Raw genomic sequence first — 20,534 nt, forward strand, 5'->3', positions numbered from 1 at the left:
GTACGAGAATAGAGGATGCTTGGATGACCTGGACAAGAGCCCCCTCAACAACCAGGGGAAGGAGTGCGAGGTCATGGCCAGCGACGGAAAATCCGGTGCCGAGAGCGTCGGTCCCGAACAGCTCTGGCTGCGCCCCACCGAGCCACGCAGGGGCCGCCGGCCCTCCTTCAGTCGGGAGGCGATCACCGCGGCGGCCGTCACTCTGGCGGACGCAGAAGGACTCGATGCGGTCACCATGCGGCGGGTGGCCGCCGAGGTCGGGGCGGGCGTCATGTCGCTCTACAGCTACGCCCCCGACAAGGAGACGCTGCTGGAACTGATGGTCGACCACGTCAGCGGCGAACTCACGGTCACGAACCCACCGAGCGGCGACTGGCGTGCCGATCTGAAAACCGTGGCCCACTTGCAGCGCGCCCACATGCTGCGCCACCCGTGGCTGCCCGCCGCCTTGTCCACCCGTCGCGTTCCGGGTCCCAACACGCTGGCCTTCCTGGAACACGTGCTTGCCGTCCTGCGGCCCACCGGGCTCGACGGTGCGGCGAAGCTCGAGGTCTTCTCCCAGATCACCGCATTCGTGGCCGGGCACGTCACCTACGAGATCGCGCAGGCCGCAGTCTCACGATCACCGGACCAGACCGCGGCCGAGGGCCGCTACCTCGCGGCTGTCGCCGCCGACGGCCGCCACCCGGAACTCGCCGAAGCCCTTTCCGCCCCCGGACGGCCCCTCACTCCCGACGCCACCTTCACCCGGTTCCTCAACCGCCTGATCGACGGCCTCGATACTGACTGATGCGCCACAGCGCGACTGGCGTCCCGCCCGCGGCGCCTGCGAGGAACAGGCCGTCGGCTTGTCCACGGCCACGGCCATTGCGAGGGCTGCCGCCAGCGTTGTTTTCGGCGCGCGGCAGCCCGACTACCCACTGGGTAGGGCCTGCGTGGGCAGTGCGCGGAGACGAAGGCGTCGTGGAGTTTCGGTACGTCGCTCCCAGCGGGCCGCGAGGCGTTTGTAGCAGGGCGAAGGTCTGCCCGGTGACTGGCCGAGCTTGCCCAGGCCCTTGACGTTCGGGAAGCCCATGCAAGAGATCCGTGGCTGGATGCAGCGGCGTCGCAGCTCATGCGCACAGCCTTCGATCAGTACGCCTTGTCCCGGGTCGGCGGCCGTGCGCGCCCCGAAGGTGCGATGTCCCTCGGGGCGCGCGGCAGGGGTTCGGGTTCAGGCGTTGTAGCCACCATGGGCGTCCAGCACCGCGCCCGTGACGTACGACGCGGCGGGGCTCGCCAGGAAGGCGATCGCCGCGGCGATTTCGTCGGGGTGCCCCATGCGTTGCAGGGACAGTGAGCTGACCAGGGCATTGAGGGTCTCGGGGTCCGGCGGTTGCATGCCGCCCTCCATCAGTCCGGCCTCGACGACGTTGGCCGTGATGTTTCGGGGCCCGAGGTCGCGTGCGACGCCCATGGTGTACCTCTCGATTCCGGACTTGGTCGCCGCGTAGTCGGCAAGGCCGGGGGCGCCGACCCGGGAGCCCAGTCCGGAGCTCACCGTGATGATGCGGCCGCCTTCGCGCAGCACTCGGGAGGCGGCCCGGATGGCGGCGATCACGCCGAGGTAGTTGGTGGCGTGCATACGGTCCAGTGCGGCGGTGTCGGCGTCTGGATCGTCCACGGTGCCAGCCACGGAGATCGCCGCGTTGTTGACGAGGATGTCCAGGCCGCCGAAGTGCGCGACCACGTCGTCGATCAGTACGGCCGCCCGGCTCGTGTCTGCCTGGTCGGACTGGAAGGCGACGGCCTTGGCTCCCTTGCCGTGCACCTCGTCGACGACGGCCTGCGCCTGTTTCTCGGACCTGACGTAGGTGAAGGCGACGTCGGCGCCCTGCTCGGCCAGCAGTCGTACGGTTGCGGCTCCCAGTCCGCGTGACCCCCCGGTGACCAGGGCGACCTTGCCCGTGAGTGGCTTGCTCATTCTTCTCACCTCGTTGATTTGCCCTTTCCGGCAGTCGCAACGCTAATTGTTACGACAGGCCTGTTGCAACCTTCGCTGTTACGACGGCGCTGTCGTAACATGAAGCGTTGCGGCCGGGAGGAGGGGTTCATGAGCGCCAACAGCAGGTTGACCATCGCCGCCCACGCGCTGGCCTGGATCGGCCTCTATCAGCGCCAGGGGCATGAGGTCGCCACCTCCGAGCAGATCGCGACCAGCGCGAACACCAACCCCGTGGTGATCAGGCGACTGCTCGGCGAGCTGCGCAGGGCCGGACTCGTGGAGTCCCGACGGGGCGCGGGCGCGGGCTGGTCGCTGGCACGCGAGCTGGAGTCGATGACCCTGCTGGACGTGTACGAGGCAGTGGAACCCGGCCCGCTGTTCGCAATGCACCGCACCACCCCGGACCAGAGATGCGTGGTGGGTCACGGCATCCAGCCGGCACTGCAGGGCATCTACGAGGGCATCGAGGAGACCCTGAGACAGGAGCTGGCCCGCGTCACGCTCGAGAACGTCCTCCGGGACGTACTCGCGGCACCTCGTTAGCGTCCACGTTGCGCCTTGACATCACCCAGATCCGATCCGGTGCATGCTGGATCCCGAACTCCTGGAACGGATCACCGTGCGGCGCGCGGAGCTGGACGAACGTGAGGAACTGCTCGCCAAGGAGTTGGCAGAGGTGCGGTCTGAGCGAGACGAATTCGCAGTCGCGGAGCGGGTTCTTGAGCGGGTGAGCGAGTAGCTTGCCGACGAACGCGCCTGGGCCGCGCCGATGCCTGGACAGGTGGGCGGACGCGCCGTGATGCTGAACCCGCACCGCACCTCAGGCGTAAAGGAGACCCCCTCTTCCGCTGGACTACCAGCGCATTCTCGTGGACTCATGCCAATGACCAAGAAGTCACTTCTCGCCACGCTCATCTGGACCGGCATCGGGTTGGGAGTGATCGGAATCGTCCTGACCATCATCGATTGACTACCGCCGACACAGAAACCCGCCGCTGGCCTACAGGTCGGCGACTTGACGCAGGCCCAGGAAGGAGCGCAGGCGCACTGCGGCTTCGTCGGGCTCATGCGTCGTGACTAGGGACACCGCCGAAATAGCGGAAGCTCGCGACGTGCGCTTCCGTCCACGCGTGCTGGTTCAGGTACACCACCAGCCGGACGAACATGTGCCGCGAGCAGGCAGCACTCTTCACGAACGCCCAGGCCCGATGGCGCTTCCCGGACAGCGGATCGACCCACCTGGGACGCATGCAGAGTCCCGTCCAGCCCCCGCCCGCCACCGCAGCAGCGCGCCGTCCTCGAGACCGTGGCCGCCGCGATGGCGTAGCCGGGCCGTCGGTGCCGTTCCGCCCACCGTTCCGCCCACCGGGCAGCCTCCCTTCTTCGTCCGGGGACGTCCCCGGCGTCGCGCGCCATCAGCGGCCAGCGGGTTCGGGGTAGCGTCGGCGGCAACACGCTTCCCGGGGCGCGTAGAAGCACGCCAACGAAGATCTCTCGCTGCACATCATCGGTGGACTGTGAGGCGTCACCGACACCCTTGACGCGCCCGTCGCACACACTTCCCGCCCTGACGGTCCGTCAGGCATACGATGCCTGATGATCGGATCGGAAAGGGCAGGATCCCCATGTCGGCATGGCTTCAGGCACATCTGGGACCCGCCCTCGCGGCGGCCCTCACCACGGTCGCGCTGGCCGCGTCCCCCGCTCCCGCGCATGCCCGACCGGACACAGTGGCGGCGGAGTTCGAGCAGCGGGTCCTCTTCGATGCCTCCAAGGACCCCGGCTACGCCTGCTTCCGCATCCCGGCGATCGTCAGGACGGTCGAGGGGACCCTGCTGGCGTTCGCCGAGGGCCGCGTCCTCAACTGCGGTGACGCCGCCGACATCGACATCGTCCTCAAGCGCTCCACGGACGGCGGACGCACCTGGGGCCCGCTGCGGGTGGTCGACGAGGGTGGCGGCGACACCCACGGCAACCCCGCCCCGGTCGTGGACCAGAGCACCGGCCGCGTCCTGCTCGCCGCGACCTACAACACCGGCCGCACGGACGCTCAGAACTGCTCGGTGCCCTGCGACCGCGTCCCGCACCTGCGGTACAGCGACGACGACGGCCTGACCTGGTCGACACCGCGCGACCTGCGGGCCCAGCTCCGGCCCGCGCACTGGAACTCCTGGTATGCCACCGGCCCCGCGCACGGCGTCCAGCTCACCCGTGGCCCGCACGCCGGGCGGTTGGTCTTCGGCGTCAACACCGAGACGTGGGACGGCAGTCGGGTCACCGCCGCCCACGCGGCCCTCGCCGTCAGTGACGACGGCGGCGAACACTGGAGGGTCGGCGCCACCGACTCCTGGCTCGTCCCCGCGGACGGCACCGTCCGGCAGAGGCCGTCCGAACTCACCCTCACCGAGCGCCCCGACGGCTCGCTGCTGGTCAGTGGCCGCGAGCAGAACGGCATCGACCCCGGCCACCGCACCCAGGCCGTCAGCCTGGACGCCGGCGACAGCTTCACCGCCCCCTTCACCGGCCTCCCGGACCTGTACGCGCCGCAGGTCCAGTGCGCGACGCTCGCCTTCGGCGAGCGGCTTCTGCTGTCCTGCCCGGGCGACCCCGACCGCCGCCGGACCATGATGGTCCGCTCCTCCTTCGACGGCGGCCGCACCTGGGACAGCGTCGACCGGGGCAGGGTCGTGACCACCGACTGGTCCGGCTACTCCGACCTGGTGCCGGTCGACGACGCCACGGTGGGCCTGCTGTACGAGGGCGGTGCCGTCGACGCCCGTGATGAGATCCGCTTCGCCCGCTTCACCGAGGAGTGGCTGGGGACGCCCCGGGGCCCCGACCCGACCACCGCCGACCTCGCCCCCGGAGCCCGGCCCGCGACCGTGCTCGGCGGCGCCCGGCGGACGGCCGGGACGCGGGGCGGCGCCCTCGAATTCGACGGCGCCGACGACGCCGTACGCCTGCCCCACCGCGATCGGCTGCTCCTCGGCGGGAAGGACTTCACGGCGTCGCTCTGGTTCCGCCACACGGCGACGGCCGGGGAGCAGCCGCTGCTGTGGATGGGCGGGGTGGGCGACAGCCAGCCGCAGGTCTCGCTGCGTGCGGACCCGGCGCGCGGCCGGATCGAAGCCGGGATCACCGTGCGGGAGGGCGCCAAGACCGTCCGCTCCGCGTCTGTGACCGCAGCCGGCGCCCGCAACGACGGACGGTGGCACCGGCTGGTCCTGCGCCGCGGCGGCGCACGTCTGACCCTGTTCGTCGACGATACGGCGACCAGCACGGTGGACGTGTCCGGTTCCGTCAGTCGCAACTCGCCGTTCGGGGTGCACATCGGGCAGCGGATGGACAGCCGCGCCTTCTTCACCGGCGCGATCGACGACGTCCGGGTCTGGGACCGGGCGCTCACCCACGCCGAGATCACCGCCGGTACGGCGTCCCTGTCGGACACCGTTCTGTGGCTGCCCATGGACGAGGTGAGCGCGGGGCAGTGACGGGCCGGAACGTGCCCGAGGACAGACGAGCACGACAACGGACCGGAGTCGGGGTCGGCCGACTCAGTCGGGCACGATGCCGGACGCAGCGACGCGAGCGGAGAGCGCCGGAGTCACCTCACGCTGAGCGGTTCGGCCTCGTGGGCCAGGTCGGTGAGGGCGGCACCACGTGCGGGGCAAGGTGCAGGGCAGTGTCCAACCGCTTGTGGGGATCGAGCTCCTGGAAGATGAAGTGCGTCCAGGAACGCATCCCTGGCGATCACCACAGCATCGGCCTGCTGCTGAAAGCGGTCGGCGCTCTTCTCGTTCAAGTCCAGGTCGCCGGTTGCGGCGACGAGGGCCTCCGCGGTGGCGATGACGTGCACGCTGCCGCACAGCCGTACGCCCTGCAGGGCGCCGATGAGTTCGCTGCTGACTTCCCACGCCTGGGGCAACTGACTCAGCAACACCTTGTTCGCCGACCGCCCGGCCTCACGCCGGAGGTGGGCGAATTGGTAGGCGCGGCCGAACGAGCGCGCGGAGGCGTCCAGCAGCCGCCGGTACGCCTCCGCACGGTCCTCGTTGCTGCCCAGCCGGGGCACGCCTGTGGGCCGATACCGTCCGATCAAGCGCTGGCCATGCTGCCCGTGGCCTTGATGCCAGCAGCGGCCATGCCCGGCGTTATGAAGGTCATGCCCGGTTCTACCACCTGTCGGTTCCAACGCCGGCCGGAACACTACAGCAGCCGGACCAGGCGGGCGGGAAGCAGAGAGGGAGCGGAGTAGGAGAGAGTAGGCAGGTGAGCAAGACAAAGAGCACCAGCAGCAAGGTCAAGCGGATCCGCCGTCAGCAGACCGCTGAGGAGCGCCGTCGCCGGGCGCAGGAGTACGAGGGTGTGCCCGCGGACGTCGTGGAGCTGTTGGAATCGCCGCATGTCCTGCCGGAGTGGAAGGTGTTCTACCGCGCGTTTCCCACGGTCACCGCGGCTGTCGAGGCCGTACGGCGGGGCGACAGCGTGGAGCTCTACACCAGTGAGCATGAGCTGTTGCTGCTGCGGGTGACCCTGGTGGAGGGCGACCCGGTGGTGGAGATGCGCTTGTACGTCCCGTTCGGCACCCGTGATGCGCTGTGGAGCGGGCTGCTGCACAGCGACGATCAGGACGACGCCGTGCAGCGGATGATCAGCGTGCTGCCTGAGCTGCTGCCGGAGGATGCCCGTGTCGAGGGAGTCGACTGCGTTGCCGAAGGGCCGCACCCTGGGGCGAGGTTGCCCCGTTTCGCGTACCGGTACCGGATCCCCGTCTCGGGCGTGGATCGGTGGAATGAGCTGTGGGAGGAGGCCCGCCGCTTCGAGCCCCTCCAGGACGCCGTCGGCCGGATGGACCCCCGTGCCGCTGGCCACGCGGACGCCGTGACCGTTCTGCGGCGGCACGGTATCCCGGCGGTCAGCTGCGATGCCTGCGGGCATGCCGTGACGAACCGTCACCCTGCATGGCCCGGTACGTGGGTTGACTTCCAGGTCGATGAGTACGGGCCACTGTGCCCCGCATGGGATGACTCAGCCCTGGAGACGGAAGACGAACTGGACAGCCTCGCCATCGGCGGCCCTCACCGAGTCGATGAAGCGGCCCTGAACACACGGTAGGCGCAGACCAGCCCAACTCCCACGCCCGTGCCGCCGGTCCCCTCTCCACTGGCCGACGCCTCCGGAGGACGCTCGGCCGCACTGCCGACCGCGTCGGCGGGGTGATGCGGCGAGCCCAATTCGCGCAGACGGCCACCTCGGAACAGGGCATTGCAACTGGGCGGTGAGGGAGGCGGCCCGCAGGGGCACCTCGGCGCGGAAGTCGGGCCGGGTAAGGCGGGCTCCGGCCATGCTTCGCAACAATCAGCAGTGATCAGCACCCTAACCGGCGGCCTGGGTGTCCCAGGCGGGACTCAAAGGGGCCGCCCCCACTCGGTCGGGTGAGGACATGGCAAGGGCGGAACCCTCCCAAGACGCCGGGCGTAGGGCCGTGCATGGACCCCATCAACGAGGCGCACGCGGGTGAGCCCGGCCTCCTGGTCGTCGACGTGGCGGCCGCTGACGACGCCACCGCCGTCACCTGCCAGCGGCTGCTCGCCGAACGGTGGGCGACGGCGGCAGCGGAGCGGACGACGCGGGATGCGGGGGAGCCAGGCGTCCGGCTGTGCTGCTACCTGGACCTGTCCCAGCCAGTCGGCTCATAGCAGCGGGGCTTCTGTCAGCGCCCAGGGCCACACCCCCTGGCCCAGTGCCATCTACCAGGGGATTCATCACGTTGTCAGCCCAACCACCTTTCCTCAAGGGCAAGTTGGAAAGGGGTCCCTGGCGCCAGATTCCTTTGCTTGGTCAAAGGATTCGATGGTTGTCGATCCGGTCCCCCCGGACGGTCCGCCGCCCTATGCTGATGGTTCGTCAACAACACTGTTGATGCGAGGTTTCGCACGCATCGGGGGACGCGGCGTGAGTACCACACCACCGCACGCCAGCGAGGCGACCAGGCTGCTCTGCGCGGGCACCTACCTGGATCCGCGGTACCGCGACCAGGTCATCGAGCAACTGCATTTGAACGAACAGCGGATCGTGGCGCCTTCGCTGGGCCTGGACGCGGCCCGCGTCCTCGCCCACGCCCTGCGCGCCCGCCGGCAGGAACTGCTGTGGGCCGGGCTGATCCTGGGCCTGTGGGTGGTCGGGCTGCCGCTGACCGGCGGACTGCTGTTCATGTTCCTCGTGCCCAGCCTGATGCTCGCCCTCGCCTCCCGGATCCGGGGCCGTGCCGCGCAGCCGCCTCTGTACCGCTGGCTGCCCGCTCTCTGGCTCCGCTGGTCGGGTCGGTTCACTTTCGCGCTGTTCCTGCTCGTCACCCTCGTCGCCGCGTTCGGGGCCGGGAAGGAGGACGATCCGTACGACTCGTCGAGCGGCGACGTGGACGGCTGGGTCGACGCGCTGTTTCGCGCCCTGGCCGCGGCGGCCGGAGGTATCGAGGTCTGGCGGGCCTGGCTCGTGCTCGTCCTCTTCGCGCTGATCGCCCTGTGCATCGCCGTGCAGCGCGGCCGGTTCGCCCGCGCGCTGGACGCCGAGCTGTCCCCGCGGCGCTTCCCGGACACCGCTGGCGACCCCGCCGAGCAGGACGAGTCGCCGCGGTTCCAGCGCCTCAAGGAGCGCATCCGGATCGAGCAGCACGCCCCGCTGGTCATGTACCACGAGCAGCGCCCCTTCTGCGGGGCCGGGCTCGCCTTCGACACCTGGGTGATCGCCGTCGAGCTGAAGCCCGACAAGGAGAAGAAGCAACTGCCCCTGAACAACCGGGCGATCCTGGAGAAGATCCGGCCGCTGCTCGAACAGCTGCGGCTGCCCTCGGAGTTCGCGGGGTATCCGGTCCGGGACCGGTTGCGTCGGCTGGAGATCGACGAGTGCGTGTTCCTGCCCGTCGAGGGGCTGCGCCGGCGCGAGGAGGCGCCGTACCACCCGCAGGTCTTCGAGGAACACCGGGCCCGCGCGGTCGAGGAGGGCGGCGAGCGCCGCCGGCACTTCCTGCGTGTGCGCGTCGGCGGCTGGGAGGAGGAATTGGTCGTCACGGTGTTCGTGCGCGTGCACACCCAGGGCCGGATGCTGATGCTGGAGATCGCCCCGCATGTACTGCTGCCGGTCCGCGAGGACTTCAAGGACGCCGACCGCACGGCACACAACCACCGGCACAACAACGTGCTCGGCAAGGCCGTCTGGGCCCTGGTGCGGGTGCCCGGGTCCGCGGTGCGCTCGCTCGTCGTCCTGGGTCACTGGCTCGGCTCTGTGTGGCGGCTGCTCACCGGCGGGTACGCGGGCGCGCTGCCCGATGGTCCGGCGCTGTCGGTGCGGGAACTGGGCTCGGCGGAGGACTCGTCGCTCTTCCAGGGGATGGACCGCACTCGCTACCTCCGGAGCATCCAGGACCGGGTGGCGAACGGAGTGACGACCGCGCTGGCCGAATGCGGTTACGAGACCGGCGAGTTCGTCCAGAGGGTCGTGCACAACTATGGCATCTACAACGAGGGCGACGTGCACAACAGTAGTCTCGCGGCGGGCGACGGGGCCACCGCGATCTTCAACTCATGAGCGGCGGCACGGGGCCGCGTCACGGAAGGGGGCCGGTATTGATGGCCAGGGACGAACCGGGCATCCACATCAGCGGCGGGGTGCACGGCAGCGCGTTCGCCGTCGGCAACCACGCGCGCGCCGAGATGAACCAGGGCGCGGCCGTCCCGCGGGACCAGGCCGCGGAGGAGCTCCTGATCGCCGTACGAGAACTCCGCGCGGATCTCACGAGGTTGCGAGCGTCCGAGGCCACGGCCGCCCTCGACACGGCCCTCGCGGAGACGGAGGAGGAGATCGTCACGACCGGCCGGGCGGCGCCGACGCGACGTGAGCGGCTGCGTCAACTCCTGGACGACTCGCAGGCGTTGGTGGGTCTGGTCGCGTCGGCCGGGGCGGTGGCCGGGTTACTGGGGATGTAGGCCGGCCTGCTGCCGGCGCGGAGCGAAGGGGGACGGGATGGGCGGGGCGCGGTACTGGAACGACGAGACCCAGCGCTGGGAGGAAGGCGACGGCGGGGGCGGGTCGGCGGCGCCGACGCCACCGCCGCCGAGCCGGCCAGGGTATGCACCGCCCTCGCCGAGCGGGCCGTGGCAGGCATCGCCCCCGTCCCCGTCCCCGCCAGCGCCCCCGCCTCCTCCTTCGGCCGGCTGGCCCGGAACCGGTGAGGGGAGCACTTGGCACGGGCCGAGAGCCCACGACGGATCCGACGGCGTCTGGTCGCCGGACGAGCCGATCGTCGGGCAGCCCGCGTTCGTCCCGGGACCGGCCCCGGCGGCCGGCGGCGGCAACCGCCGGCTCGTGTGGTCCGTCGTCGGTGGAGCCGTCGTTGTCGGGGTCGCCGTGGCACTGGTGCTGACGACCGTCGTCGGGGGCGGTGACAAGCCGTCGACCGCGACGAGTTCGTCGCCGGTGGCCACCGTCTCGCAGCAGAGCGATCCGTACACGGCGTCGGAGTCGGCATCGGCATCGGCATCGGCGGAGCCGACCGTGGGGGCGTCCGCCTCGGTGCCCGAGCTGGACGCCGGGTACGAGCTGTACGACGACCAGGAGGGTTTCCGCGTCGGGCGCCCCGTCGGGTGGTCGCGCACGACCACGCCGTCACAGTTCGGCATCGCGGTCGTCACCTACGACAGCCCCGACCGCGAGCACCGGATCCAGGTGTACCAGGTGGAGGAGGCCACCCCGCAGGCGTCCTTCGACGAGTTCCTGTCCGACCGGGTCGGGAAGGCACCCGGCTTCCGGGAACCCGACCTCCAGCCCCTGACCGACGGCCGGTTCACCGGCCTGCGGCTGGAGTACCTCGCGGATTCCGTCAAGGACGCCCCCGACGTGGGCGTCTGGCACGTCTACGACGCGCGGTTCGTCGTGGAGGGCGGCGACAGGTTCGCGGTAGCCGTCTACGGCCCGCAGGCGAACGGCGGCACGGACGAACTGGAACTGCTGGACACCGCGCTGGAGGGCTTCTGCCCACCACACGTCTGCGAGCCCGTCTCCCTGGACTGAAGAGTGCCGCGCAGGGAGCTGTGGCGGGCGCCGGCGATCGTGTCCCGGATCAGGCTCGGGTTTGCGAAGGCCGAACCGCCGGTTCAGGCGGCATGTTCCCACTCGTCCCGGCGAGGGTCTTCGTCGTCGGCCGGCGGGTCGTCGGCGTTCTTCTCGCAGGCTCGCAGTGCCGCCCAGGCGAGGGCAGCCGCACCGGTCAGGAACCAGGGTGTGGGCCAGGTGTAGGTCCACCAGGGGGCGCGGGGGTCGAGCAGGAGGTCGGCGGCGGCGGTCGCCATGGCGGTGGCGAGGCTCCAGCACAGCAGGCGGCCGGTGTACTGGACGGCGCGGGTGAGCCGGCCGGGGGTGGTGCGGCGTGGGCTGCGCGCGCGGCATGCGGGCGTGGGTCTGCCCGGATCGGTCATCGCGGGAAAGTCCTCTGCTCGAGCGGCGGCTGCTGCCGCGGATGCGGTCGGGCTCACCGGACGCCGTAAGTGTGCATTCGGTGAAGTGCCGTGCACAGGGGCGTTCTTGGGGCGGGCGCGGCCTACGAGACAACTTTCCTTCCGGGGCGTTTGTGCATGAACCAGGACGCAGTGTGTCGTCTCATGCGGTCGACGTCAGAGTTGAGCGGACTGAACTTGTCTGGAATCCGGCGGGTAAAGGCGGGCCGGGGCGCGCAATTCGGGAAAAGGAAGCGCTTTCAGTCAAGTCACGTGTCATATCCAGGGCAGGAACTGAGTATTCCTCAGGTTTTGGGCGCAGGTTCGTACCCGCTTGCCCTGTTCTGGCGACCTGAAGAGGTAGGGCCGATTCCGGCCCGTATCAGAACGCGTTCGGGGGGCACATAGCGCCGTTTTGTGTGTCTCCTGTGACAGCTTGTGCGTCGTCTGTGACCGCTGGGGTCACGGTTTCTGACTTCCTGTGGGGGGAAGCTGATGCAGTCACGTGCTGCGCGCACGCCTGGTCGGCGTGCCCGGAGATCATCCAGAACCATCCTCACCGCCGCCATCGCCACCGCGGCTTTAGTCGTGGCCGCCGCACCCGTTGTGGCGGCCCCGTCCGAACCCGAACTGCCCAGGCAGGAAAGCCCGTGGACCAGCCCGACGAAGGTCGACAAGCCCGCGACGCCGACGGGCGTGACGAAGGCCCCGGTCTCCGAGGCGGAGGCCGGGGTGCCGGCCGAGGTTTCCGCTTGGCGGGCGGCGCAGAAGGCCCGCACCACCGGCACCGCGGCCTCCTCACGCAACGCCGCTGTAGCCACCCCGTACCTGCCGGAGGGGCAGGGGCAGGTGCCCTGGCACCGCATTCTCGACACCCGCCTCGACGATGCGCTGGTGGCGCGGGTGAACCTGTCCAACGGCAACCTGATGCTGGCAGCCACCGACTTCGACATCGCCGGCGTCGGCCACAAACTCCAACTCGCCCGCACCTACAACTCGTTGGAAGCCCCCTGGGGCAAGGTCTCCCAGCGCTGGTGGCAGGGCTACGAACGCTACCTCCAGGTCAACGACGGCGAGGTGGACGTCTTCGACGCCACCGGTGACCTGCTGCGGTTCACCGCGAAGACCGGCGGCTACACCACCCCGACCGGCTACTCCAAGGACCTGACCAAGAACGCGGACGGCACCTACACCCTGACCGACCGCAAGTCCGGCAGCCGCGACACCTACGACGCCAACGGCACCCTGACCAAGGTCAGCGACAAGAACAAAGGCACGATCACCGTCGAGCAGCACGACGAGACCGGCGAGCACAAGGGCTTCAAGCTCACAGAGACCCGCTCCGGGCGCTGGATCGACCTGGTCAAGACGTACCCGAACCAGTGGCAGGCCAAGGACCACACCGGCCGCACTGCCGTCTTCGACCTCGACCCCTCCGGCTATCTGGCCAAGGTGACCGATACGGCGGGCAAGGCCACGGCTTACGGGTACGACGGGGACGGCCGGGTGACAAAGGTGACCACCCCGGAGGGCACGGTCACGGTCTTCACCTACGACGACCACAACCGCGTCACCTCGATGCTGCGCGCGACGGAGTCCACGAGCAGCGGTCACACCGGCCCGACGTGGCGCTTCGACTACTCCGCCGCGCCGGCCGCCGCGGGCACGACGACGGTGACCGATCCGGACGGCGACGACACGGTGTACACGTACAACGCGGACGGCGAGGTCACCAAGGTCACCGACCCGCTGGAGCACTCGCGCCACACCAAGTACGCCAACCACCTGACCCAGACGGCCACCGACGCCATGGGCACGGGCGCGGACGGCACTGGCGGCAACGTGACGACGTACGGCTGGGACGCCCGCAACAACGCCACCTCCGCCAAGCTCCCGATGGGGGCGACGGCGTCCGTGACCGCGTACCAGACCGTCGCGGGCACCGACCTGCCCAACGACTTCACCAGCGCGGACGGGCGCAAGGACAGCTTCACGTACGACACCAACGGCAACACCATGTCGGTGACCACCTCAGGCACCGCCGGCGCCACCCGCTCGTACACCTACAACAAGGCCACCCCCACCTGCGGCGGCTTCGAGGGGCAGCGCTGCACCGCCAAGGACGGCAACGGCAAGACCACCTCCTTCACCTACGACGCCAAGGGCAATCTGTCCAAGGTCACCCCGCCCGCCCCGCTGGGCACCACCACGTACACCTACGACGACCTCGGCCGCGTCGACACGGCCACCGACGGCCGCGGCATCAAGACCGTCTACGTGTACGACACCCGCGACCGGGTGAAGAAGGTGTCCTCGACGAACGCAACCGTCACCTTCGACTACGACGGCGACGGCAACCTCAAGTCCCGCACGGACGCTTCCGGTACCACCGGCTGGGACTACGACGAGCTCAACCGCGAGCGCCTACGAACCCTGCAGAACGGCGCGCAGACCGCCCTCGCCTACACCCCGGGCGGCGAGGTCGACTACTACACCGACCCGACCGGCAAGACGGATTACACCTGGGACAAGGCCGGCCGCCTGGACTTCCTGACCGACCCGGCCGGCAAGAAGACCGACTTCACCTACGACAACAACGACAAGCGCACCTCGACCGTCTACCCCGGCGGCACCACCCAGTCGTTCACCATCGACAAGAGCGGCCGCCCCTCGGCCATCAAGACGACCGCGGGCACGACGACGCTGGTCGACCTGGCCTACAGCTACGCCAGCGCGGGCAAGGACACCACCAAGATCCGCACCCGCACCGACAACGCCACCGGCCGCAAGACGAGTTACACCTACGACAGCCAGGAACGGCTGTCCTACGCACTGGAGGCCGACTCCGCCGGCACCCGCACGGCATCCTGGCTGTACTGCTGGGACAAGGCCGGCAACCTCACCGCCCAGGACGGCACCGCCGCCACCTGCCCCACCACCGCCACCTGGACCTACAACGACGCCAGCCAGCTCACCGCGCAGAACGGCTCCACCACCGGCTGGTCCTACGACAAGGCCGGCAACGAGACCGCCGGCGGACGCACCGCCGCCACCGCCCGCAGCAACGAGACGTGGACGGATTACAGCCAGCTGTCCGCCATCACGCACGGCGGCACAAACCACGATCTCGTGCATGCCGGAACCGATAACTCCGAGCGTACGAAGCTGGGTTCGACGTGGTTCCACCACACCGCGCTCGGCCTCGCCTCCACGACGACCAACGGCGTCGACACCGGATTCATCCGCGAACCTGCGGGCACGTTGAATTCCATGACGACTGGGGGGAAGTCCTACTACTACCTCACCGACGCCACCGGCAACGTCCTCGGCCTGGTGGACGACGCGGGCAAGCGCACGCACACCTACGCCTACGGCCCCACGGGCCTGCCGCGCGGGACCATCACCGAGGCCGTCTCCCAGCCGTTCCGCTACAGCGGCACTTACCTGGACCCGACGGGCCTGTACAAGATGGGCGCCCGCTACTACGACCCCCAACTCGGCCGCTTCACCCAACCCGACCCCTCCGGCCAGGAAACCAACCCCTACCTCTACGCTGCCGGCGACCCCATCAACAACAGCGACCCCTCCGGACTCTTGTGGGGCGAGATCGGTGGGGCGTTGAAGTCGAGGGCACAGAGAGTGGGACGTTGGGTAAAGCCAGCACCCGGCTTCGTCGCTGTCTGCTATGGCACAAATTCCTTGCTGGATGAAGACGGCAATGACTGGAGTGAAGAGATGGGGGATCTGTGGGCTTGCGCTGACCCTACTGGCGGATTCATCCCAGATTAGGTCGAGTGAATTGCAGGAGGGCAGTTCGCAGAAAGAAACTTGTCCTCCTGTGTACCCCTCCGCTATCCCAAAACCGTGAAGGTGATCGAGTCGTGACTAACTCTAAAAAAATTCAGATCGCTCTTTGGGTGATCGTGATCGTGGCTGGCATCATCGTTGGAATCCGGACGGTCGATTAATCTCCGTCTTTCTCGACGGGGCGTAAGTTCGACCGCTACAGCGACTCTTACCTCGACCCCACCGGCCTGTGCAAGAATGCGCGCCCGCTATGACGACCCGCATATCGGACGCTTTACCCCTCGTGGCCGGTGCGGCGTGTGGTGCTGCCACCGCCGGGGCAGCTTGTCTCGCGGTTGGACAGCCACGGTTCCGTATCCGCACTCGGCTGTCCTGCGGGAGTGAATCACTCGCTCCGCAGGGCATGGAGGTATCAGCGGAGCGAGAAACTCCCGCTCCTGATCGGGAGTTCATGGCGGCGTACCACGTCGCCATGAACCCCCATCCGGTGATCAGGAGTGACCCCTAGCTATTCAGCGGGTCACGCTCCGGTTCGCACGCGGTCATCCCGCCCTTGAAGGGGAAGTAGGCCTCACTGCGCATGAGCTTGCTGTCGTCCTTGGACGTGGCCGGGTGGTTCTCGATGCCCAGGGAGTCGCCGGGGTGCAGCGTGACACTCATGACGGGCATGTCGTGGGGAAGGGTCTGAGTGTCCCTCGGGGTGCCGGTCCTGGGCAGGTCGAAGATGGCACTGACCCCGACGACACCCAGGGAGGTGCCGCGCGTCGGCGCGCATCGATACCCGGGCTTGAGGTCGTCGATGGTCACGTGGATCCCCGCGGCCCGTAGTTTGGCGGCGAGTTCGTTCTGGGCGTCGGGGCCGATACCCAGCTCGTGCAGGCTGAGGGTGATGCCTCCGTCGTCGTGGCGCTCCAGCGAGTACGCCGGTGAGACGGCGGGCGAGCCGGGTACCAGGGTCACTGCGAATCCTGCCAGCGCGCAGGCACCTGCGGCGATGACGAGCCGGGGACGGGTCACCAGCCGGCGCCGAGGACCCTGTGTCCGGGGCCGGCCCCCCGCTCGGGCCCCGAAGGCACCTCCCGCCCCGTGGCCGGTCGTGGTGTCCGCAGCCCCGCGTTCCAGTGCCCCGTGCGCGTCGGGCGCGGTCCGCTCGCGTCGTGTGATCTCTTCCTGGAGTTCCGTCAGCAGACGGTCCTCGAATGTCGTCCCTGCGGTCATGCCTGTCCTCCTGTTCCTCCGTTGACGAATGACAGTGACGTGTCGCGCGGTGGCACTCCCGGGGGCGATCCCGTGGCCTGCGGGCGCAGGGCCTTGCGAGCGCGGTGCAGCCGGACTCGGGCCGTGGTGCGGCGGATGCCGAGCGCCGCTGCGGCCTCGGTGACCGTGAGCTGGTCGATCACGATCAGTTCCAGCACCGCCCGTTCCCCGGGCGGAAGGCGTTCGAAGGCCGCCAGCGCACGGCGTGCCGCGCTCTGCGCGTCGAGCTTGTCCTCCAGCCGGGCGATGTCGTCGGCTTCCAGTAGCCGCCGCCCTGAGACCCGCCGGACGCGATCGGCCTCCCGGGCCACCCGGCGGTACTCGCTGGAGACGACGTTGCGGGCGATGCCGTAGAGCCACGCGGTCTCGCTGCCCCGGGAGGGGCGATAGGTGTCCGCGGAGTCCAGGACCGCGAGGAAGATCTCGGCGGTCAGGTCGGCCACGGTGTGCGCGTCGGTGACGCGCCGGGCCACGAACGACGTCACGGCGTCTACGTGATGCCGGTAGAACTCCTCGAAGAGCTGTGGGTCGCGAGCCGCCTCGGCGGGCCCGCCCCGGTTCCCTGTCACTCGGATCCCCTCGTCGTTGCTTGCGCTTTCGTCCGTACTTGGCGCAACAGGCGGCAGGCGTTACACGGACGACACGTCTGCGGCCGCGGCCCATCCCCCCTCGCTTGAGGAGGTGCGGATGTGCGAGGTCGAGGCTTCGGTCTCCCCACCCACACGGTCACCCGGACCCGGCCCCCAAGGCATCCTGCGCTCAGCGCAGAACGCGACCGGTCGTATCGCTCGGAGAAATTTCGCCCACCTGCACAACCCTTTCGCCGTCCGGTGAGTCTTGCGGGCACGTCTGTGACGGTGTCATGTCACATCCCGTGTCGCGTTCTCTGGAGTTGCCCGTGCGCAAACGCACTCTGCTGATGTCCGCCACCCTGCTCGCCTCAGGCCTCACACCGCTGGCCATGGCGAGTGCCGAGGCCGCTGTCGGCACATCGGGTGACGTGAACAAGGACGGTTACCGCGACGTCGTCATCTCCGCTCCGGACGCCACCGTGGCGGGCCGCCCGAAGGCCGGGGCGGTGGTGGTGCTCTATGGCACCGGGCACGGCATCGATCCCTCCAGACGCACCGTACTGACGCAGAACTCGGCCGGCGTCCCGGGAACAGCCGAGTCCGGCGACCGGTTCGGCGCGGCCGTCGTCGTGTCGGATCTCAACCGGGACGGCTACAGCGACCTCGTGGTCGGCTCACCCGGCGAGGAGGTTTCGGGGGACGTCGGCGGTGGCTCGGTCACCGTCGTCTACGGCACGTCCTCCGGCTTGACGAAGGCGAAGCCGGTCGAGGACCCGTGGCCGTCGTCCCACGACGCCTACGGGCGGACTCTCGCCGTGGGGACCTACGACGGCCTGAACCCCGTCAACGACGGCAAGCTGTCGATCGTCGTGGGCGCCAACGACGCCGAAATCACCTTCATGCCCGCCGACCTGTCCGGGCAGTCGGGGACCTCGGGCAACGGGTTCGCCTTCAACCCCGCCCACGGCATCGTCGCGCTCACGGCGATCGACCTGCCCGCCAGTGACAACGACCGCCTGATCGTCCACGGCCGGGGTGTCGGCGACGGCGGCTGGGGCTACGACGGGACCGGGGACGACCCACAGACCCATTTCGCCGACCCGGCCGGGTTCGAGGATGCGGAGCTGCCCGCCGGTACCACCTCCGCGGTGGGGGACCTGGACGGCAACGGCTCCCTGGACCTCGCCATAGGCCATCCCGAGGACCCGTCGCAGAGCCCGGACACCGCGCTCGGCGGGAAGGTCACCATCTACTACGGCGCCGGATACTCGGGCTCGTCGAGCCGGGTGCAGACCATCACCCAGGACACGGCGGGCGTCCCCGGGGCCGGTGAGGCCAAGGACCGCTTCGGCGCTTCCGTCGCGATCGGCGACACCGACAAGGACGGTCGCGCCGACCTCGTGATCGGCGCGCCGGGCGAGAACGGCGCGAGCGGTGCCTTCACCGTCGTACGCGGCACCGCCGACCTGCTGGACACCGCCCACGCCCGCACCTGGTCGCAGAACACCGCGGGTGTGGCGGGCAGTTCGGAGGCCGGTGACGCCTTCGGATCGGCCGTGCGGATCGTCGACACCAACAAGGACGGTTACGGCGACCTCGTGGTGGCCGCCTCCGGCGAGAACGGTGGCGCGGGAGCGCTGTGGTCGCTGCGCGGCTCCGCTGCATCCGTCACCACGACCGGCTCCACCAGCGTCAGCACCGGCGCACTGGGCCTCGGGTCGGCCGGCGCCACGCACCTGGGAAGCGTGGTGACCGGTCCGTGACGCACCCCCGCCCCGCCCCGCACGCCCCCGAACCCGGAGCCCCCATGACGCCCCACGCGCACGCCCGCCCCCGCCGCAGGTCCTCCTCGCGCCTGCTGTCCGCCGCGATCGCCGTCAGCGCGACCACCACGCTGACCGCTGTCGTCCTGCCCGCCGGACCCGCGGCAGCCGCCGCGCCCTACCGCGGCGCCAACACCCCCGCCGTGCAGGACGACTTCAACGGCGACGGCTACCACGACCTGGCCGTCGGAGCCCCCGGAGCCGCCAACGGCACGGTGGACGCCGCCGGCGCGGTCGTCGTGCTGTACGGCTCGGCGAACGGCATCTCCGCCTCCCACCGTGCGGTCATCACCCAGGCCACCACCGGAGTCCCCGACAGCCCGGAGGAATGGGACGAGTTCGGCCGCGCGGTCACCTCGGCCGACCTCGACCGCGACGGCTACGCCGACCTGCTGATCGGCACACCCTCCGAGTCCGCCGGCACCATGGAGGGCGTCGGCTCCCTGACCGTGGTGTGGGGAGGCTCGGCCGGCCTCAAGGGCGCCGCCTCCATCTCCCCGCCCACCGGACTGGACGAAGGCTGCGGCTTCGCGGCAGGCCTGGCCGTCGGCGACGTCACCGGCGACGGCGCACCCGACATCGCCGCCACCGGCAATTGCGGCGCCACCACCTACACCGGGCCGTTCACCCGCACCGGCGCCGCGGCACAGCGGAACTTCGTCAACGCCCTCGGCACCAACCGCGGTGTCGTCATCGGCGACGTCGACGGCGACGGACGCGCCGAGCGCTTCTGGCTGCCCGGCCCCACCGACGGAGACGTCAGCGGACCCGTCCACGCCGAGAGCCACGACGGCCACTACACCGAACTCCCGCTCGCCGACGGCCTGTCGGGCCAGATCGGCGACATCAATGGTGACGGCTACGGCGACCTGGTCACCGGAGTGCCCTACGACGCCTCCCTGCAACCGGGCGACACCCCCGCCCACCGCGGCGGCGAGATCCAGGTCCTCTACGGCAGCGCGCAGGGCATCACCCCCTCACAGAAGCCCCAGGTCATCCACCAGGACACCGCGGGCGTGCCCGGAACGGCCGAAAACGGCGATCAGTTCGGCTCCTCCCTCGCCATCGGTGACGCCAACGGCGACAAGTACGCCGACGTGCTGGTCGGCACTCCGGGAGAGGCCATCGGGTCCGCCCAGTACGCGGGCGGCGCGACCCTGCTCCGAGGATCAGCCGCCGGTCTGACCACCACCGGTGCGAAGGCCTACACGCAGAACACCAGCGGCGTACCCGGGACCGCCGAGAGCAGCGACCAGTTCGGCGCCGCCACACACCTCGTCGACGTCACCAAGGACGGCAAAGCGGAGGTGATGACGGGCACCCCCGGCGAGAACCACGACGGCGCCCTGTGGACCGCCCGGGGATCCGCTTCCGGCCCCCTCACCAGCGGCTCCACCACCATCAGCGGAACTGCCGCCGGCCTCAAGTACAAGTACACCGACATCGAATTCGGCGCGGCACTCCCCGCAGCCCGCTCCACCATCTGACCAGCCGAACAGCGACCAGCGGTGGCGGCGTGCCCCGGAGCCGGGCCGCCGCCACCGCGGCTCTTCGCTCGGCTGCAACGCCGCGGTGTAGGGCGTACGGACGTGCTCTAGGT

Annotated in this window: 17 protein-coding genes; 12 read left to right on the plus strand and 5 right to left on the minus strand. The window is 69.8% G+C overall.

Going from position 1 to position 20,534, the window contains the following annotated elements; all coding sequences use genetic code 11:
- The first annotated feature begins 73 nt into the window (after positions 1-73).
- Positions 74-790 carry a TetR/AcrR family transcriptional regulator C-terminal domain-containing protein gene (locus tag ACH41F_RS37275; RefSeq protein WP_391231485.1) on the plus strand — a complete coding sequence of 239 codons (717 nt, stop codon included), beginning with the start codon at positions 74-76 and terminating at the stop codon, positions 788-790.
- 423 nt (positions 791-1,213) lie between these two features.
- On the opposite strand, the gene ACH41F_RS37280 is transcribed toward ACH41F_RS37275, so the two are convergent.
- Complete coding sequence (locus ACH41F_RS37280) at positions 1,214-1,963, minus strand: SDR family NAD(P)-dependent oxidoreductase (RefSeq protein WP_398839511.1); 750 nt, start codon at positions 1,961-1,963, stop codon at positions 1,214-1,216.
- A 129-nt stretch (positions 1,964-2,092) separates the two neighbouring features.
- On the opposite strand from ACH41F_RS37280, the gene ACH41F_RS37285 reads away from it, so the two are divergent.
- The 3 genes from ACH41F_RS37285 (at position 2,093) to ACH41F_RS37295 (ending at position 5,475) form a co-directional block, all read left to right on the plus strand.
- On the plus strand, positions 2,093-2,527 hold the full coding sequence (locus ACH41F_RS37285) for an Rrf2 family transcriptional regulator (RefSeq protein WP_391231487.1): 435 nt from the start codon (positions 2,093-2,095) through the stop codon (positions 2,525-2,527).
- Between the two features lie 43 nt (positions 2,528-2,570).
- The gene (locus ACH41F_RS37290; protein WP_391231488.1) at positions 2,571-2,723 is read left to right on the plus strand and encodes a hypothetical protein; all 153 of its coding nucleotides are present in this window, start codon (positions 2,571-2,573) and stop codon (positions 2,721-2,723) included.
- A gap of 886 nt (positions 2,724-3,609) precedes the next feature.
- A complete protein-coding gene (locus ACH41F_RS37295) occupies positions 3,610-5,475 on the plus strand; it encodes an exo-alpha-sialidase (RefSeq protein ID WP_398839512.1) in 1,866 nt (621 codons plus the stop codon).
- Between the two features lie 113 nt (positions 5,476-5,588).
- Here the strand turns inward: ACH41F_RS37295 and ACH41F_RS37300 are convergent, their stop codons facing one another.
- Positions 5,589-6,056 (minus strand): hypothetical protein, encoded by a 468-nt coding sequence (locus tag ACH41F_RS37300; RefSeq protein WP_391231491.1) that lies wholly within the window; start codon positions 6,054-6,056, stop codon positions 5,589-5,591.
- 197 nt (positions 6,057-6,253) lie between these two features.
- Here ACH41F_RS37300 and ACH41F_RS37305 point away from each other — a divergent pair, with 197 nt between their 5' ends.
- The 5 genes from ACH41F_RS37305 (at position 6,254) to ACH41F_RS37325 (ending at position 11,053) form a co-directional block, all read left to right on the plus strand.
- Positions 6,254-7,099, plus strand: a complete 846-nt coding sequence (locus ACH41F_RS37305) for a hypothetical protein (protein WP_391231493.1) — start codon at positions 6,254-6,256, stop codon at positions 7,097-7,099.
- A 374-nt stretch (positions 7,100-7,473) separates the two neighbouring features.
- On the plus strand, positions 7,474-7,683 hold the full coding sequence (locus ACH41F_RS37310) for a DUF6207 family protein (protein ID WP_391231495.1): 210 nt from the start codon (positions 7,474-7,476) through the stop codon (positions 7,681-7,683).
- Between the two features lie 256 nt (positions 7,684-7,939).
- On the plus strand, positions 7,940-9,571 hold the full coding sequence (locus ACH41F_RS37315) for a hypothetical protein (RefSeq protein ID WP_398839513.1): 1,632 nt from the start codon (positions 7,940-7,942) through the stop codon (positions 9,569-9,571).
- Between the two features lie 41 nt (positions 9,572-9,612).
- Positions 9,613-9,969: a hypothetical protein gene (locus ACH41F_RS37320; protein WP_391231497.1), complete on the plus strand. Its 357-nt coding sequence runs from the start codon at positions 9,613-9,615 to the stop codon at positions 9,967-9,969.
- 421 nt (positions 9,970-10,390) lie between these two features.
- Positions 10,391-11,053: a hypothetical protein gene (locus ACH41F_RS37325; RefSeq protein WP_398839514.1), complete on the plus strand. Its 663-nt coding sequence runs from the start codon at positions 10,391-10,393 to the stop codon at positions 11,051-11,053.
- Between the two features lie 83 nt (positions 11,054-11,136).
- Here the strand turns inward: ACH41F_RS37325 and ACH41F_RS37330 are convergent, their stop codons facing one another.
- Positions 11,137-11,457, minus strand: a complete 321-nt coding sequence (locus tag ACH41F_RS37330) for a hypothetical protein (RefSeq protein ID WP_391231499.1) — start codon at positions 11,455-11,457, stop codon at positions 11,137-11,139.
- 606 nt (positions 11,458-12,063) lie between these two features.
- On the opposite strand from ACH41F_RS37330, the gene ACH41F_RS37335 reads away from it, so the two are divergent.
- The gene (locus tag ACH41F_RS37335; RefSeq protein WP_398839515.1) at positions 12,064-15,264 is read left to right on the plus strand and encodes an RHS repeat-associated core domain-containing protein; all 3,201 of its coding nucleotides are present in this window, start codon (positions 12,064-12,066) and stop codon (positions 15,262-15,264) included.
- 522 nt (positions 15,265-15,786) lie between these two features.
- Here the strand turns inward: ACH41F_RS37335 and ACH41F_RS37340 are convergent.
- Both ACH41F_RS37340 and ACH41F_RS37345 read right to left on the minus strand, forming a co-directional pair.
- Positions 15,787-16,242 carry a hypothetical protein gene (locus ACH41F_RS37340; protein ID WP_391231501.1) on the minus strand — a complete coding sequence of 152 codons (456 nt, stop codon included), beginning with the start codon at positions 16,240-16,242 and terminating at the stop codon, positions 15,787-15,789.
- Positions 16,243-16,496: 254 nt separating this feature from the next.
- Complete coding sequence (locus ACH41F_RS37345) at positions 16,497-17,108, minus strand: sigma-70 family RNA polymerase sigma factor (RefSeq protein ID WP_391231502.1); 612 nt, start codon at positions 17,106-17,108, stop codon at positions 16,497-16,499.
- Positions 17,109-17,437: 329 nt separating this feature from the next.
- Between ACH41F_RS37345 and ACH41F_RS37350 the strand changes: the two genes are divergently transcribed.
- Together ACH41F_RS37350 and ACH41F_RS37355 are read left to right on the plus strand one after the other, a co-directional pair.
- Complete coding sequence (locus ACH41F_RS37350; RefSeq protein ID WP_391231503.1) at positions 17,438-18,874, plus strand: hypothetical protein; 1,437 nt, start codon at positions 17,438-17,440, stop codon at positions 18,872-18,874.
- Positions 18,875-18,918: 44 nt separating this feature from the next.
- Positions 18,919-20,421 (plus strand): hypothetical protein, encoded by a 1,503-nt coding sequence (locus ACH41F_RS37355; RefSeq protein ID WP_391231504.1) that lies wholly within the window; start codon positions 18,919-18,921, stop codon positions 20,419-20,421.
- Positions 20,422-20,534: the final 113 nt, after the last annotated feature.

Origin of the sequence: Streptomyces sp. NPDC020489 (assembly GCF_044386545.1) — a bacterium.
Classification (GTDB): Bacteria; Actinomycetota; Actinomycetes; order Streptomycetales; family Streptomycetaceae; genus Streptomyces.

Excerpts from the sequence above, each read along its gene's own strand:
- ACH41F_RS37275 (WP_391231485.1), top strand. The coding sequence starts at position 74 with ATGGCCAGCGACGGAAAATCCGGTGCCGAGAGCGTCGGTCCCGAACAG.
- ACH41F_RS37280 (WP_398839511.1), bottom strand. The coding sequence starts at position 1,963 with ATGAGCAAGCCACTCACGGGCAAGGTCGCCCTGGTCACCGGGGGGTCA.
- ACH41F_RS37285 (WP_391231487.1), top strand. The coding sequence starts at position 2,093 with ATGAGCGCCAACAGCAGGTTGACCATCGCCGCCCACGCGCTGGCCTGG.
- ACH41F_RS37290 (WP_391231488.1), top strand. The coding sequence starts at position 2,571 with ATGCTGGATCCCGAACTCCTGGAACGGATCACCGTGCGGCGCGCGGAG.
- ACH41F_RS37295 (WP_398839512.1), top strand. The coding sequence starts at position 3,610 with ATGTCGGCATGGCTTCAGGCACATCTGGGACCCGCCCTCGCGGCGGCC.
- ACH41F_RS37310 (WP_391231495.1), top strand. The coding sequence starts at position 7,474 with ATGGACCCCATCAACGAGGCGCACGCGGGTGAGCCCGGCCTCCTGGTC.
- ACH41F_RS37320 (WP_391231497.1), top strand. The coding sequence starts at position 9,613 with ATGGCCAGGGACGAACCGGGCATCCACATCAGCGGCGGGGTGCACGGC.
- ACH41F_RS37330 (WP_391231499.1), bottom strand. The coding sequence starts at position 11,457 with ATGACCGATCCGGGCAGACCCACGCCCGCATGCCGCGCGCGCAGCCCA.
- ACH41F_RS37355 (WP_391231504.1), top strand. The coding sequence starts at position 18,919 with ATGACGCCCCACGCGCACGCCCGCCCCCGCCGCAGGTCCTCCTCGCGC.